This is a genomic window from Candidatus Planktophila versatilis (assembly GCF_002288345.1).
GTDB classification, from domain to species: Bacteria; Actinomycetota; Actinomycetes; order Nanopelagicales; family Nanopelagicaceae; genus Planktophila; species Planktophila versatilis_A.
In genome coordinates this window covers 354,094-367,316 of sequence record NZ_CP016781.1, presented here as the reverse complement: position 1 = coordinate 367,316, position 13,223 = coordinate 354,094, and the positions used below count along the sequence as shown (strand labels likewise).

The window sequence follows — 13,223 nt, the reverse complement described above, 5'->3', positions numbered from 1 at the left end:
CACTGGAGTGTAATTAAACTCCTGAAGCGCACTGACCTACCATTGCCCTCATGTCGAGAGCTGATGCATTTAAGCGGATTATCTATATCCCCTTCGACCATCTGCATCGCAACTTTGGCGCCTTAAAAGAGGCCGACCCAGCCACTGATCTGATTGTCATGGTCGAAAGTGCCCGCATGACAACTGGGCGCAACTGGCATCAAGAGCGGCTCTTCTTTCTCATCTCTAGCGCTCGCCACTTTGCACAATCATTAGAGACCGAAGGTTTCACCGTCAAATACATCAAAGCGCCAACCACGCTCGATGGCTTGAAAGAGATTGCAGAGAAATACCCAAAACTTCCCGTCATCTGCGCGGAGCCAAGTTCTTTTCGGCAGTATGACGCGCTTCAAGGCTATGGTGCGGAATTTATTGATAATGATTTCTTCTTAACTCCTCGCCCGCTCTTTACTCAATGGGCCAGTGAGCAAAAGTCTTATTTGATGGAGAACTTCTATCGCAAGCAGCGCACCCGGCTAAATGTTCTGATGGATGGCAAAGAGCCCGAAGGTGGTGCCTGGAATTTTGATAAAGAGAATCGGCTGCCGCCGCCTAGAAAATATGAGGGCCCGGCTTATCTAGAACATAAGCGAGATGAGATTGATCTGCAGGTGGCTGCCGAGCTTTCTCACACGCCAACAACAACCTGGGCCACTACTCGCAAGGGCGCACTGAAGGTGCTGCAGAACTTTATTGACAATCACTTCGCCGAATTTGGCCCGCTCGAAGATGCCATGACAACTGATAACTGGGCGCTGCATCATTCACTTCTCTCTCCTTATCTCAACAATGGCCTCTTGCATCCCAGTGAAGTCATTCATGCCGCGATGAAGGCATATAACACTGGCGCTATTCCAATTGCATCGGCCGAGGGTTTTATCCGCCAGCTCATTGGCTGGCGTGAGTATGTCAATGGTATGTATTGGTTTCTTGGCCCTGATTACCGCAATAACAATCAGTTAGCTGCAACCAGAAAACTACTGCCGCTCTTTTCTGACCCGTCTGCCACGCAGATGAATTGCATGAAAGAGATTGTGGGCGATATCCAAGATCGCGCCTGGGTCCATCACATTCCACGGCTGATGGTGCTCTCAAACTTAGCGCTAGTTACCGGCACAAACCCGCAGGAATTCCTTGATTGGATGCGGGAAGTATTTATCGATGCCACCGAGTGGGTGATGGTGCCCAATGTGATTGGTATGGGAGTGCATGCCGATGGCGGGGCGATGATGACTAAGCCTTATGCCGCAGGTGGTGCCTATATCTCTCGTATGTCTAACTTCTGCAAGTCCTGCATCTATGACCCAAAGTTACGAGTCGGCGCTACGGCCTGTCCCTTTACAACCTTGTATTGGGATTTTCTTGACCGTCATAGAGAGACATTTGTAAAAAACCATCGCATGAGCCAACAGGTGTATGGGCTCAATCGCTTAAGTGATCTGCCAGAGCTGAAAATGCGGGCGAAGGAGGTACTTAAAGGGTTAGAGCAAGGAAAGATTTAGTTTTCTAAAATCCTGGAAAGAACTTTGACCGGCCATGAGTTTCTATGTCCGGCCACCCAGCGATAGCCAGCGCGACCAACGGGGCCAGAAAGAGTTAATAGCGCTGAAAGAACTCTGTTTCCTCGCACTTTAAGCAAGAAGGCAACGGCGCGTGCTCCGCTATAGCGCTTGCCTTCGGTGATCACAAAGACCTCACGCGAACATTGCTCTGTGCTCAACTGAAATTGAGCGAGGTCTGTGCTGTGAAAATCTAGTGCGTGAATGGCTATTTTCTTACTTATCCAAGAAATGGAGTTCTTGCATAACTGACACTGGCCATCATAGATAACCGTTATTTCATGAGCTCCCATGATGGCCCAGCGAAAAGGGCTTTAGTTATTCTTCACAAATTCAGAGGCATGTGGAAAGCCAGCAGCCTCTAACTTCACAGCTAAATCTTCTTTGACGGCCCTAACGACCTTATGTGTTCCATCGCAATTCTTCTCTTCATCTCTGGTGTGACCGCACTGACAAGCTCCCATGATTTCCTTCTTCCCTCATTAGTTTTTCCTCATTAACTACTGGCCGATACTACAGCTACTTACCTGCCTTACATTTCTCGGAACAATATTTCACATTCTCCCAATCGCGAGCCCACTTCTTTCGCCATTCAAATTCCAGATTGCAACGAAGGCAGACTTTGGGGGCAAATCCGTTCTTGGTCTTTGCTTTCATATCTTTAGCTACCGCTTTAACGCTTTAATAATTGACCAAGCCCAGTAGAACAATCCAAATTGCAGTGGTAGCCGTGCGAAAGCGATGAGTGGATATGGCATCGGGCGATCACGCCAATCGATAGCCATCTTGATATTGGCAGGATAGACGGCGATAAAGAGAAAGAGTGCGGCATAGGCAGCAAGTAATCGAATAGATATTGTGCCGATTTTCATTGAGAGTGGTGCTAAGAGCGCCAAGCCGATTGCAATCTCTGCCGCGCCACTTAAGTAAGTCCAGAGGCGTGGGCCACCAGGTAGGAATGCCGGAACGATGGCATCAAGTGATTTAGGAGCGATGAAGTGGGCAATACCAGCGATGAGCAGCATCGCTGCCAGGGCGCGGGTTGCCAGGGTCATGGGCAGAGCATAGTTCTGACCTGATGTCAGTGCCCAGATTTAGAGTCATCTCATGTTCAACTGGTTTCGACATAAGGCGATGGATCGTGAGTTAACTGAAATCCTCGATCGACATCAACAGGTGCGCCGTGATGCCACCGATATTCGTGCATATCTCTTACGAGTTCTAGCTGACAATCGCAACGATTCTGAAAAATTTAGTGATGAAGCACTTGAGAAAGCAGCCGAGCTGATTGAACAAGTGGGTCCGGGCGCTTTTTATTGGATGACAGATATAGCAGCGCAGATGGTCTTGTTATCAGAGGCCACGCTGCGCGGTTTTGCTACCAACGTCAGCGTTGAGTTAGGTGCTGCGGCAACTGCGGAGGAGATTGTGCAGAAGGTGGTGCAACTGCCGTAGTTAGCTTTCGACGGCAGAGTGAGCATGGTTTCTCGTGGAAAAGGGATTCTCAGGAAATATTAGTAAGCCATGTTGCCCTTTTTCCCAAGAAGTCGGGTAGGTGGCTGTAATAATTTCGGCATGCCTTCACTCGAGGGCGAGCCAACTCGGAGGTCATGTGAAGATGCTAGAAGGACTTATTGAAAAGATTATCTTTGCCAGTCGCTGGTTACTTGCTCCCCTGTATTTAGGACTCGCACTTGCCCTAGTACCAATCTTGTTCCGCTTCTTTGACGCCTTCTGGCACATGATTACTCACCTGACAGATCTCACAACCGGAGAAGTAACTCTTGAAGTGCTTGAACTGCTCGACACAGTGCTCCTGGCTAACTTGATCATCATCGTGCTCTTTGCTGGGTATGAAAACTTTGTTTCCAAGATGGCAATTGCGGAAGGCTCTGAAGATCGTCCACACTGGATGGGTCACGTTGATTTCAGTGGCCTCAAGATCAAGCTCATTGGCTCGTTAGTTGCAATCTCGGTCATTGAGCTACTGAAAGACTTTATGCAAGAAGGAACTTATGATGCCAAGCGTGAAGGATGGCGTATTGGTATTCATATGACATTCGTTGTTTCCGGAGTGCTCTTTGCGCTGATGGATATGATGGCTGATCGGCATAAGTCTCAGCGCTAGAGTTCACTTATGGCAACACAGTCCGGAGATCGCTCCGCCTTCTTTCCTGCAATAGAGAAGAAGTATGGGCAGCCGATGTCTTATTGGTTTGCGCGCCTTAAGGATTTGGGTGAAGACAAATACCCGGCGCAGATTGCATATTTGAGAGAAGAACATGGCTTTAGTCAGGCACACGCTAATGCAGTGGTCATGTCCCACCGCGGTTCGAGTACTTCAAAGCGGTTTACGACTCTGACAAGTTATCTTGAGCCGCACGATGCGGTGAAGAAGAAGACGGTGAAGGCAATCTTTAAAGCAATCCAGAGCCAATACCCTGAGATGAAGGTTGTCATCGCGTGGAATCATCCGATGCTGAAGTTGGGCGAAGATTACATTCTGGGTGTTTCAGTATTGAAAAACCATCTTTTAATTGGTCCGTGGGGTGATGGAATCATCGCTAAGTTCGCACCTAAGCTCACAGAATACAAAGTAAATAAGAAGACGATTCAGGTCCCATCTGATTGGGATGTCGATGCCAAATTACTGGTTGCACTTGCAAAGGCTCGAGTTGCGCAGCTTTAGTACTTACTAGCGCACTAACCTGCTTATAGGATTCTGATATGAGGATAGTGATTGCCGCCGATTCCTTTAAGGCCAGCGCCTCATCTCTTGAAGTTGCCAGCTCACTTGCAGCAGGAATACTCACTGTAATCCCGACATGCGAAATACGTGCTGTTGCAATCGGTGATGGTGGTGAAGGAACACTAGCCGCCTTGCTGCACTCTGGTTTTGAAGCCTTTACTTATCAAGTAACTGGACCGGCTGGAAACCCAGTCTCGGCCCGCATTGCTATCAAAGATGGCATTGCCATCGTTGAAATGGCAGAGGCATCAGGTCTGGGGCAACTAAGTGAGAAGAAATTTGCACCACTGACCGCAACTTCTTTTGGCACTGGTGAATTGATTGTGAAAGCACTCGATCACGGCGTGCAGACAATCATTCTTGCAATCGGCGGCTCGGCAACAAGCGATGCTGGTGCTGGAGCACTTCAAGCACTCGGAGCACGCCTAACAAATAACAGTGGAGCAGAGATCGGCCATGGCGGTGGCGCGCTGATTGACTTGGCAGCTATCGATATTAGCAAGCTCGATCCTCGTATCTCTGATGCGAAATTCATTCTTGCAAGTGATGTCACCAATCCCCTGTTGGGCGTCAACGGTGCTGCACATATCTTCTCTCCTCAAAAAGGTGCGACACCTAATGATGTTGCAATTCTTGAAGCAGCAATTACTCACTTCGCCTCCATTTCAGGCGGTGGGCATATCAACTCATCCGGTGCCGGGGCGGCAGGTGGAGCGGGCTATATGGCCTTTACCTTCCTTGGCGCAAAACAACGCAGCGGCATCGAGGTAGTACTGGAGCTCATCTCATTTAAAGAACTCCTTGTCGGCGCCGATTTGGTAATTACTGGTGAAGGAAAATTTGATTCACAATCGCTCAGTGGCAAAGCGCCGATGGGGGTGCTCAAAGCTGCGCAATCTCTTGGTATTCCAGTGATGATGGTCTGCGGACAAGCAGATATCAGTGGCGAGACAGAGTTTAAAAAAGTTTATGCACTTACCGATATTGAATCTGATGTGCAGAAATGCATTGATAGCCCGGCACCATTGCTTAACAAAATTGGTGTTCTAATTGCTAACGCCACATCATCGCAATAGATGAAAGTGACGATCTGTAGCCCCGAAGGGATTCGAACCCTCGTAGCTGACTTGAGAAGCCAGAGTCCTAGGCCGCTAGACGACGGGGCCGTGCCAAAAAATAACTAGGACAAACATATTTAGTTGTAATCGCTGGGGTACCAGGACTCGAACCTAGACTTACTGAACCAGAATCAGCAGGGCTGCCAATTACCCCATACCCCAATATTGATTTTTCTCCTTGTGGCAAGGTGAGAAGTTTACCCCACCATCACAGTAGAAATTACAGAGCCAGAGCTGCAGAAATACGAGTCAGGCAGGCATCTTTGCCAAGTAACTCCATCGATTCAAATAAAGGTGGGGAGATGGTGCTACCTGTTGTTGCAATACGAAGTGCGGTAAATGCAATACGTGGCTTGAGTCCTAACTCCTCAATCAGCGAGGTACGAAGAGCGCCTTCTATAGATTCGTGGTTCCAATCAGCCAAGGCTTCTAGCTCTTTCTTTGAGCGCTTAAGAATATCTTTTGCCGCATCATCGCTAATCTTTGCCACCGCATCTGGGTCGACTGCAAACTCTTTCACAAAGAGGAAGTTCAGCAGCGCCGGTGCCTCATCGAGTTTAACAATGCGCTCTTGAATCAAAGGCAGCGCCTTCTTTACTAGCTCGATTTCTTCAGCTGTTCCGGCAATTACATTTGCCTTTTTCAAAAAGGGCAGGGTCCAGGTCGTGAAATCTTCGAGTGAGAGCGCGCGGATTTTATCTCCGTTAATCGCCTCCAGCTTTTTCATATCAAAGCGAGCAGGTGATGAGTGCACTTTTTCCACAGTGAAAAGTTCAGTCAGCTCCTTCATCGAGATATTTTCCCGATCATCTCCAGGAGACCAACCAAGCAGTGCTAGATAATTACAGATTGCTTCCGGCAAATAACCTTGTTCGCGATACCAGGCGATAGAGACTTCACCGTTGCGCTTAGAGAGCTTGGCATTATCTTGGCCCATCACAAAGGGAAGGTGGGCAAAGACTGGGTAATCTTCTAACTTAACGCCCATCGCTTGATAGACGCGAATCTGGCGCGGGGTGGATGAAAGTAAATCTTCGCCACGCAGCACATGGGTAACACCCATGAGGATGTCATCGATGGCAACTGCGAGCGTGTAAAGAGGTGAACCATCTGCGCGCACCAAGACAAAGTCCGGCACAAACTTATGATCGAAGGTGACATCTCCGCGAATCTCATCAGTAAAGGTGGTGCTGCCATCTGGCATCCGCATACGCACTACCGCTTCTCGGCCCTGCGCCTTAAAGGCGGCAATCTGCTCGGCAGTTAAGTCACGGCAGTGTCCGTTATAGCCCGGTGCCACATTTGCTTTGCGCTGTCCTTCACGCACCGCTTCTAACTCATCTGGTGAGCAGTAGCAGTGATAGGCATCGCCTTGGGCAAGAAACTTCTGCGCCCACTCGGCATAGATATCAAGTCGCTGTGATTGCAGATAAGGACCATTAGCCCCACCTACTTCTGGACCTTCATCCCATTGCAAGCCAAGCCATTTAAGTGTGTCGATGGCAGCCTGAATATATTCATCGGTAACGCGAGTGGTATCGGTATCTTCAATCCGGAATAAGAATGTGCCGCCGGTGTGACGGGCATATGCCCAATCAAAGAGTGCGGTGCGAATATTTCCAACGTGCAAGTCACCCGTTGGCGATGGCGCAAAGCGAACTTTGACTGCTCTCTTTGTACTCATGGGCGCGCACTCACTTTATTTGTTAACTCGCCCAGGCCCTCAATCGAAACTGTGACGGTAGATTTTTCAGGTAGCGGACCAATTCCGGCAGGTGTTCCAGTAATGATGACATCTCCAGGTAGCAGGGTCATCACTTGGGTAACGAAGTGCACGATATCTTCGATACCGAACATCATCTGTGAAATTGATGCATCTTGCTTGATTTCACCATTAACAGTCAGTGAGATGCGCTGGGTACCAGGCACAAACTCAGTTTCAATCCATGGACCCAAAGGACAGAAAGTGTCGAATGATTTAGCACGCGTCCATTGGCCATCGCGCTTTTGTAGCTCGCGCGTAGTCACATCATTTGCCATGGTGTAGCCAAAGATCACATCTTTCACGCGCTCCTTCGGAACTTCTTTACACACTCGACCAATAACAATTGCCAGCTCTGCTTCATAATCAATCGTTGGCGCCATCGCCGGCCAGACGATGGTGTCGCCGGGGCCAATGACAGATGTATTTGGTTTTAAGAAGATGATGGGTTCGGTCGGAACTTCACTACCCATTTCAGCGGCGTGGTCGGCATAGTTCTTTCCCACGCAGACAATCTTTGAGCGCGGAATGACCGGGGCCAACAGGCGCACCTTTGCCAGCTCAACCTTTGCTGCCGTTTTTTGAATACCGTGATAAATCGGATCTCCAGAAATGATTGTTATCTGATCATCATCTTCCAGGATTCCAAAGAGTGGGTCGTTTCCTAGTCCAGCATCAGGTGATGGAGTAAATCGAACGACGCGCATTGGACAATCTTATCTTTTCCTAGCGCCAGATGCCTAAAGCGAGATAACTTCTCCGCTTACTGCAACGAAAAATACGGTCGCAGTTGGTGTGAAGTCTTTAATCGCCTTCACATTCGCCGGCCTTGATCCAGTTGCCACCACGCTTTCAATTCCAGAAATTCCAGATGCGAGGGCAACTGTGAGCACAGCTTCAAAGGCATCGAGGTTCAGTGATGGTGATGTGACATTGACTGCCACATAGGTGCGCCCGGTTGAATCACGCAGCGCTGCTGCTTGTTCGGCGCCACTGCGAGCAAGAGTTGATGTGGCAAGGGTGACCAGCTTTGCATCTTCTGGATTATTCATGCTCATCAACCTCCTTATCCAGCCGCTCAATAATAACTGAGCTAATTCGGCGACGGCGACCTAATGGGCGCTCAGATGTTATGGAGTAGCCATGTAAGTTGATGGTCGAACCAGCAATTGGAACACGGCCAAGTTTTTCCGCCATATATCCGCCCACGGTATCTACATCTTCAAACTCGTCGCGGTCTATCTCAATTTTAAGTTCATCGGCTAAATCTTCAATATGCATCGAAGCCTTAGCGCGCGCTTTTGTCTCTGATATCCAATTGAACTCTTCAACGCCATCGTCATACTCATCGGCAATCTCACCCACAATCTCTTCAATAATATCTTCAATCGTAATAATGCCCGCGGTGCCACCGTATTCATCGACCACGATTGCTAAGTGAATCTGATCGCGCTGCATCTCTTTAAGTAGCTCTGCCGCTTCCTTATTTTCAGGGACAAAGACAGCAGGGCGCATATGCTGCTCTACTTTTTCAGTTGTCTCTGCCTCATGGTGATCTAAGGCGCGCTTAGCTAAGTCCTTCACATAGGCAATACCAATAACGTTATCGATGTTTTCACCGGTGACCGGAATTCGTGAATAACCAGAGCGCAGCGCCAATGAAAGTGCTTGGCGCAGTGATTTATCTCGTTCAATCCAGACCATATCTGTGCGGTGGACCATCAGTTCGCGCACCAAGGTGTCACCTAGTTCAAATACATTTTGTAGCATCTCGTGTTCATCAGATTCCACCAGACCTTGAACGTGGGCGTGATCCATCAGTTCTCGGAATTCGTCCTCGTTCGTAAATAGGCCCCACTTGAAACCTTTATCAGGGGTAATCAGATTACCGAGTGCAATCACACCCTTAGCAATCGGGGTGTAGATAAATGCCAGGGCAAGGCTGATGCTCTTTCGAACTTGGTTCACTTCTGTGACCACTCCTTCACAATCTTCTCCTGCAGGGCAAACATTACTTTCTCTTCATCCGGATCTGCGTGGTCATAACCAAGAATATGAAGTAGTCCATGGGTAGCAAGGATATAGATCTCGTGCTCGGTGCTATGTCCGGCATCTTTTGCTTGCTTAGCTGCAACAGCTGGTGCAATCACGATATCGCCCAAGGTCACAATCTCACCATCATGTTCTGGAAGATCCATAGGAAAAGAGAGCACATCGGTCGGTCCAGATTCATCCATCCATTTGATGTGGAGCTCTTCCATCTCATTTACATCAACAAAGGTAAGTGAGATGGCGCAATCCGGATGAAGTTCCATATAGGTGATACTAAAATCAAGCAGTGAATGCATCTGCTTTTCTGGCACCAAAGCCCCAGAACGATTTGTTAAATCAACGCTCATGACAGGACTTAGTTGCTACGAAGTGAACGAGGAGCCGATTTGGTTGCATCGTAAGCATCATATGCCTTCACAATGTCACCAATAAGTCGGTGTCGAACTACATCATCTGCGGTGAGCTCCATAAAGGAGATGTCATCAACGCCATTTAAGATGTCGCGAATAATGGCAAGCCCGGAACGCTGACCGTTGGGTAGATCGGTCTGAGTGACATCACCGGTGATAACCATCTTGGAACCAAAGCCCAGGCGGGTTAAGAACATCTTCATCTGTTCTGGTGTTGTGTTCTGTGCTTCATCAAGAATAATAAATGAGTCATTTAACGTGCGACCACGCATAAAGGCAAGCGGTGCCACCTCAATCACACCTGATTGCATCAGGCGCGGAATTGAATCAATATCAATCATGTCGTGCAGCGCATCAAAGAGTGGGCGCAGATATGGATCAATTTTTTCATTGAGCGTTCCAGGCAAGAAGCCGAGCTTCTCTCCTGCCTCCACAGCAGGACGTGACAAAATGATGCGGTTAACCTTCTTCGCTTGCAGCGCAGCAACTGCTTTTGCCATTGCAAGGTAAGTCTTTCCGGTTCCAGCTGGGCCAATTCCAAAGGTGATGGTGTTCTCTTCAATCGCATCGACATAGAGCTTTTGATTGGCAGTCTTAGGTCTAATGGTGCGACCGCGATTAGAGACAATATTAAGTGAGAGCACTTCACCTGGGCTCTGCTCTGGGATCGCTTCTAACATGGCAATGCTGCGCGAGACCGCATCCACATTCAGTGTTTGACCGGAGCGAATAACGACCATCATCTCGGTAATGAGCTTTTCCATCGCAATGCAATCGATATGAGGACCGCGCAAGGTAATTTCATTGCCGCGTACGGTGACATTGACTGAAGGAAATGCGGCTTCGATAGCCAACATATTTGCATCGCTTATTCCGAGCAGTGAAACCATCGAGATGGCGGGAGGTACCGTGATCAACAGGCGTTCCATATAACTGAAAATCTATCGTTAATAGGGTGAATTCACCACACGGAAAGCGATGTGTTGATGGCAGAAAGTGCGGCTAACCCAGCATGGGCCGAGCGCAGAATTGGGCGCCCCATGAGCGCAACCTTTGCACCAGCTGCTGCAAAAGCATCGATTTCATCATCTGTTAACCCACCTTCGGGGCCAATAATGATGGCAATCTTCTTCGCCCCTGGAACTATCACTTGGGAAAGTTTCATCGTGGCGCTTTCATGAAAAACAATTGCCAGATCAACCTTGGCAATCTCATCGATGATGTTGGCAGTCGTTGCTACTCCAACAACGGCAGGGATTCTAAATCGACGCGATTGCTTACTTGCCTCACGGGCGGTGTTCTGTAACTTCTCCATTTTGTCTTCAGACTTACCAATACTTCGCGCTGCCTTCCACATCACGATGCGATCGGCGCCCCCTTCGGTGCAGAGTTCAATCGCTTCTTTGATGCGATCACCCTTAGGTATCGCTTGAATGATGGTGAAGGTAGTTTCAAGTGGCTCTTGGAATCCAGATTCAAGGACAGTAACTGTCAGATGTTTCTTATGTACTTCCACAATCTCAACGTGGGACCAATTACCTTTGCCATCACTTAAGTTGAAGTAACCACCACTTTGCATACGCAGCACGCGAATAGCGTGGTTGGCATCCTCATTCGCAAATTCATACTTGTCGCCCACCGTGGTGGGAAGATCATCAACAAAGAAAAGTGTGAGCACTAGCGACCGAATGAATCTCTAAATTTAGTAAAGAGACCTTCTTTATGTCCCTTAATCTTCACATCGCCCGATTTTTCACCACGTGATTGCGCAAATTCCTTGAGTAGCTTCTCTTGCTCTCGAGAGAGCTTATGAGGCGTTGCAATATCAACATGGACAATGAGGTCCCCGCGATTAGCAGTGCGAAGGCGAGTCATGCCCTTGCCTTTGATAGGAAGTGTGGCACCGCTCTGGGTGCCAGCCTTAATCTGTAGGTCGACCGGACCTTCTAAGGTTTCCACTTTCACGGTCGTGCCGAGTGCAGCTGCGGTAAAGGAGACTTCAATTGCGATATGTAAGTTATCGCCATCGCGAAGTAAAAAGTCGTGATCTGTCTCCACAATTTCAACATAGAGATCTCCTGCTGGTCCACCACCAGCACCTACTTCTCCGCGTCCCGCCATCTGAATTCGGTTTCCAGTTTCAACACCAGCCGGAATCTTCACATTAATTGTCTGGCGGGCACGTACTCGGCCGTCGCCAGCACATTCCCGACAAGGATCGGAGATGACCGAACCGTAACCAGAACAGTTATTACATGGACGAGATGTCATCACTTGACCAAGGAATGACTTCTGCACAAATTGTGTTTCACCGCGACCTTTACATACCGGACACATCGATGGCGCGCTGTTATTCGCTGTTCCCTGCCCGGTGCACTTCTGACACACAACAGCTGACTCCAAGGTGATTTCGCGCTCCACCCCAAAGCAAGCTTCAAAGAGATCTACTTCAATGCGAATTAAGGCATCTTGTCCTTGGCGCATCCGTGGCCGTGGTCCGCGATTAGCGCTACCACCAAAGAAGGCATCCATGATGTCGCTAAATCCACCGCCACCGAATCCACCACCAAAACCACCTTGTGCGCCCATGTCATATTGCTGACGCTTTTGTGGATCACTTAAGGTGTCATAGGCAGCAGTCACTTCTTTAAATTTATTCTGTACTTCTGGATCAGGATTAACATCCGGGTGTAGTTCGCGAGCAATCTTTCGATAGGCCTTCTTAATATCATCTTGTGATGCGCCCTGATCAAGACCAAGCAAGCCGTAGTAATCAGCCATTACCTTGAACTCTCAGTGATATATCGACCGATATAGCGAGCAACAGCTGAGACTGCCGAAATTGATCCTGCATAATCCATGCGAGTGGGACCAATGATTCCTAGCGCCCCCATTGGTGATTCGCCTTGGCCATAGCCAACTGTGACAAGCGAAGTTGTTTGCAAGTTCGCCTCGTGCTGTTCACTTCCGATAGTCACGTGCACAGTGGGGTGAGCATCACTAAGCAGACGCAGCAAAACTACCTGCTCTTCTAGCGCTTCTAGAATCGGAGAAAGGGTGGAGCCTAAATCATCACCTGAGCGAGCAAGGTTTGCTGTTCCTGAGATAGCCATCATGTCGCGGCCGTGAGAATCGCCAAGAATTGGGTATTGCACAACTGCTACCTGCTTAGTGATATCAGCAAGTAACTTCGCACTGCGCTTAACAACGTCATCTAGATCGTGTGCACCACCAAGAAATGTTTCAATGGCGCGACGTTCAGCAGTTGAAAGTGGCTTAATCGTTGATAACTTATCGACGAAGAGTCGATATCCAAGATCTGTTGGTATGCGCCCGGCACTGGTGTGAGGCTGGGTAATAAAGCCTTCTTCTTCCAGCACTGCCATTTCATTACGAATAGTGGCCGGGCTGATGCCAAGAGCGCGTTTATCAGCAATCGCCTTTGAGCCCACAGGTTCTTGGGTCTCTACATATTCATCAACGATTGCTCGAAGAATCTCTAGGCGTCTATCGGTAGTCATGAGGTCTTAATCT

Annotated in this window: 18 protein-coding genes and 2 tRNA genes; 5 read left to right on the top strand and 15 right to left on the bottom strand. The window is 48.7% G+C overall.

Annotated elements, in window-relative coordinates; all coding sequences use genetic code 11:
* The first annotated feature begins 50 nt into the window (after nucleotides 1-50).
* Entirely contained in the window at nucleotides 51-1,541 is a 1,491-nt protein-coding gene (locus A1sIIB142_RS01910) for a cryptochrome/photolyase family protein (protein ID WP_095693444.1), read from the top strand.
* On the opposite strand, the gene A1sIIB142_RS01905 is transcribed toward A1sIIB142_RS01910, so the two are convergent.
* From A1sIIB142_RS01905 to A1sIIB142_RS01895, 4 genes are read right to left on the bottom strand one after another with little or no spacing between them, the layout of a single operon-like run.
* Nucleotides 1,538-1,891: a thiol-disulfide oxidoreductase DCC family protein gene (locus A1sIIB142_RS01905; RefSeq protein ID WP_095693443.1), complete on the bottom strand. Its 354-nt coding sequence runs from the start codon at nucleotides 1,889-1,891 to the stop codon at nucleotides 1,538-1,540. The two genes, A1sIIB142_RS01910 and A1sIIB142_RS01905, sit on opposite strands and share 4 nt — an antisense overlap.
* 21 nt (nucleotides 1,892-1,912) lie before the next feature.
* The gene (locus tag A1sIIB142_RS06570; RefSeq protein ID WP_190283282.1) at nucleotides 1,913-2,062 is read right to left on the bottom strand and encodes a hypothetical protein; all 150 of its coding nucleotides are present in this window, start codon (nucleotides 2,060-2,062) and stop codon (nucleotides 1,913-1,915) included.
* A gap of 55 nt (nucleotides 2,063-2,117) precedes the next feature.
* Entirely contained in the window at nucleotides 2,118-2,255 is a 138-nt protein-coding gene (locus tag A1sIIB142_RS06650) for a DUF2256 domain-containing protein (RefSeq protein WP_095674560.1), read from the bottom strand.
* 8 nt (nucleotides 2,256-2,263) lie between these two features.
* Nucleotides 2,264-2,653 carry a DoxX family protein gene (locus A1sIIB142_RS01895; protein WP_095693442.1) on the bottom strand — a complete coding sequence of 130 codons (390 nt, stop codon included), beginning with the start codon at nucleotides 2,651-2,653 and terminating at the stop codon, nucleotides 2,264-2,266.
* A 52-nt stretch (nucleotides 2,654-2,705) separates the two neighbouring features.
* Between A1sIIB142_RS01895 and A1sIIB142_RS01890 the strand changes: the two genes are divergently transcribed.
* From A1sIIB142_RS01890 to A1sIIB142_RS01875, 4 genes are all read left to right on the top strand, one after another.
* Entirely contained in the window at nucleotides 2,706-3,053 is a 348-nt protein-coding gene (locus A1sIIB142_RS01890; protein ID WP_190283281.1) for a hypothetical protein, read from the top strand.
* Between the two features lie 157 nt (nucleotides 3,054-3,210).
* Entirely contained in the window at nucleotides 3,211-3,726 is a 516-nt protein-coding gene (locus A1sIIB142_RS01885; RefSeq protein ID WP_420021873.1) for a TIGR00645 family protein, read from the top strand.
* Between the two features lie 9 nt (nucleotides 3,727-3,735).
* Nucleotides 3,736-4,287: a DUF4287 domain-containing protein gene (locus tag A1sIIB142_RS01880; protein ID WP_095693440.1), complete on the top strand. Its 552-nt coding sequence runs from the start codon at nucleotides 3,736-3,738 to the stop codon at nucleotides 4,285-4,287.
* A 38-nt stretch (nucleotides 4,288-4,325) separates the two neighbouring features.
* Nucleotides 4,326-5,423, top strand: a complete 1,098-nt coding sequence (locus A1sIIB142_RS01875) for a glycerate kinase (RefSeq protein WP_223299209.1) — start codon at nucleotides 4,326-4,328, stop codon at nucleotides 5,421-5,423.
* Between the two features lie 17 nt (nucleotides 5,424-5,440).
* Here the strand turns inward: A1sIIB142_RS01875 and A1sIIB142_RS01870 are convergent.
* The 11 genes from A1sIIB142_RS01870 to A1sIIB142_RS01820 form a co-directional block, all read right to left on the bottom strand.
* A tRNA-Glu gene (locus A1sIIB142_RS01870) sits at nucleotides 5,441-5,513 on the bottom strand.
* A gap of 42 nt (nucleotides 5,514-5,555) precedes the next feature.
* Nucleotides 5,556-5,627: transfer RNA gene (locus A1sIIB142_RS01865), tRNA-Gln, on the bottom strand.
* A gap of 58 nt (nucleotides 5,628-5,685) precedes the next feature.
* Nucleotides 5,686-7,149 carry a glutamate--tRNA ligase gene (gene gltX / locus A1sIIB142_RS01860; protein ID WP_095693439.1) on the bottom strand — a complete coding sequence of 488 codons (1,464 nt, stop codon included), beginning with the start codon at nucleotides 7,147-7,149 and terminating at the stop codon, nucleotides 5,686-5,688.
* Complete coding sequence (locus tag A1sIIB142_RS01855) at nucleotides 7,146-7,934, bottom strand: fumarylacetoacetate hydrolase family protein (protein WP_095693438.1); 789 nt, start codon at nucleotides 7,932-7,934, stop codon at nucleotides 7,146-7,148. The genes gltX and A1sIIB142_RS01855 overlap by 4 nt, the downstream gene beginning before the upstream one ends.
* A gap of 33 nt (nucleotides 7,935-7,967) precedes the next feature.
* A complete protein-coding gene (locus tag A1sIIB142_RS01850; RefSeq protein ID WP_190283280.1) occupies nucleotides 7,968-8,285 on the bottom strand; it encodes a cytidine/deoxycytidylate deaminase family protein in 318 nt (105 codons plus the stop codon).
* On the bottom strand, nucleotides 8,272-9,195 hold the full coding sequence (locus A1sIIB142_RS01845; RefSeq protein WP_223299208.1) for a hemolysin family protein: 924 nt from the start codon (nucleotides 9,193-9,195) through the stop codon (nucleotides 8,272-8,274). The genes A1sIIB142_RS01850 and A1sIIB142_RS01845 overlap by 14 nt, the downstream gene beginning before the upstream one ends.
* Entirely contained in the window at nucleotides 9,192-9,626 is a 435-nt protein-coding gene (ybeY, locus tag A1sIIB142_RS01840; RefSeq protein WP_095693435.1) for an rRNA maturation RNase YbeY, read from the bottom strand. Before ybeY ends, A1sIIB142_RS01845 begins: the two co-directional genes overlap by 4 nt.
* Nucleotides 9,627-9,634: 8 nt before the next feature.
* Nucleotides 9,635-10,618 carry a PhoH family protein gene (locus A1sIIB142_RS01835; RefSeq protein WP_095674549.1) on the bottom strand — a complete coding sequence of 328 codons (984 nt, stop codon included), beginning with the start codon at nucleotides 10,616-10,618 and terminating at the stop codon, nucleotides 9,635-9,637.
* A 32-nt stretch (nucleotides 10,619-10,650) separates the two neighbouring features.
* Nucleotides 10,651-11,367 (bottom strand): 16S rRNA (uracil(1498)-N(3))-methyltransferase, encoded by a 717-nt coding sequence (locus tag A1sIIB142_RS01830; RefSeq protein ID WP_095693434.1) that lies wholly within the window; start codon nucleotides 11,365-11,367, stop codon nucleotides 10,651-10,653.
* A complete protein-coding gene (gene dnaJ, locus A1sIIB142_RS01825; protein WP_095693433.1) occupies nucleotides 11,367-12,470 on the bottom strand; it encodes a molecular chaperone DnaJ in 1,104 nt (367 codons plus the stop codon). Before dnaJ ends, A1sIIB142_RS01830 begins: the two co-directional genes overlap by 1 nt.
* The gene (locus A1sIIB142_RS01820; protein ID WP_095693432.1) at nucleotides 12,470-13,210 is read right to left on the bottom strand and encodes an HrcA family transcriptional regulator; all 741 of its coding nucleotides are present in this window, start codon (nucleotides 13,208-13,210) and stop codon (nucleotides 12,470-12,472) included. Before A1sIIB142_RS01820 ends, dnaJ begins: the two co-directional genes overlap by 1 nt.
* Between the last annotated feature and the right edge of the window lie 13 nt (nucleotides 13,211-13,223).

Excerpts from the sequence above, each read along its gene's own strand:
- A1sIIB142_RS01910 (WP_095693444.1), top strand. The coding sequence starts at position 51 with ATGTCGAGAGCTGATGCATTTAAGCGGATTATCTATATCCCCTTCGAC.
- A1sIIB142_RS01905 (WP_095693443.1), bottom strand. The coding sequence starts at position 1,891 with ATGGGAGCTCATGAAATAACGGTTATCTATGATGGCCAGTGTCAGTTA.
- A1sIIB142_RS06570 (WP_190283282.1), bottom strand. The coding sequence starts at position 2,062 with ATGGGAGCTTGTCAGTGCGGTCACACCAGAGATGAAGAGAAGAATTGC.
- A1sIIB142_RS06650 (WP_095674560.1), bottom strand. The coding sequence starts at position 2,255 with ATGAAAGCAAAGACCAAGAACGGATTTGCCCCCAAAGTCTGCCTTCGT.
- A1sIIB142_RS01895 (WP_095693442.1), bottom strand. The coding sequence starts at position 2,653 with ATGACCCTGGCAACCCGCGCCCTGGCAGCGATGCTGCTCATCGCTGGT.
- A1sIIB142_RS01890 (WP_190283281.1), top strand. The coding sequence starts at position 2,706 with ATGTTCAACTGGTTTCGACATAAGGCGATGGATCGTGAGTTAACTGAA.
- A1sIIB142_RS01880 (WP_095693440.1), top strand. The coding sequence starts at position 3,736 with ATGGCAACACAGTCCGGAGATCGCTCCGCCTTCTTTCCTGCAATAGAG.
- A1sIIB142_RS01875 (WP_223299209.1), top strand. The coding sequence starts at position 4,326 with ATGAGGATAGTGATTGCCGCCGATTCCTTTAAGGCCAGCGCCTCATCT.
- gltX (WP_095693439.1), bottom strand. The coding sequence starts at position 7,149 with ATGAGTACAAAGAGAGCAGTCAAAGTTCGCTTTGCGCCATCGCCAACG.
- A1sIIB142_RS01855 (WP_095693438.1), bottom strand. The coding sequence starts at position 7,934 with ATGCGCGTCGTTCGATTTACTCCATCACCTGATGCTGGACTAGGAAAC.
- A1sIIB142_RS01850 (WP_190283280.1), bottom strand. The coding sequence starts at position 8,285 with ATGAGCATGAATAATCCAGAAGATGCAAAGCTGGTCACCCTTGCCACA.
- ybeY (WP_095693435.1), bottom strand. The coding sequence starts at position 9,626 with ATGAGCGTTGATTTAACAAATCGTTCTGGGGCTTTGGTGCCAGAAAAG.
- A1sIIB142_RS01835 (WP_095674549.1), bottom strand. The coding sequence starts at position 10,618 with ATGGAACGCCTGTTGATCACGGTACCTCCCGCCATCTCGATGGTTTCA.
- dnaJ (WP_095693433.1), bottom strand. The coding sequence starts at position 12,470 with ATGGCTGATTACTACGGCTTGCTTGGTCTTGATCAGGGCGCATCACAA.
- A1sIIB142_RS01820 (WP_095693432.1), bottom strand. The coding sequence starts at position 13,210 with ATGACTACCGATAGACGCCTAGAGATTCTTCGAGCAATCGTTGATGAA.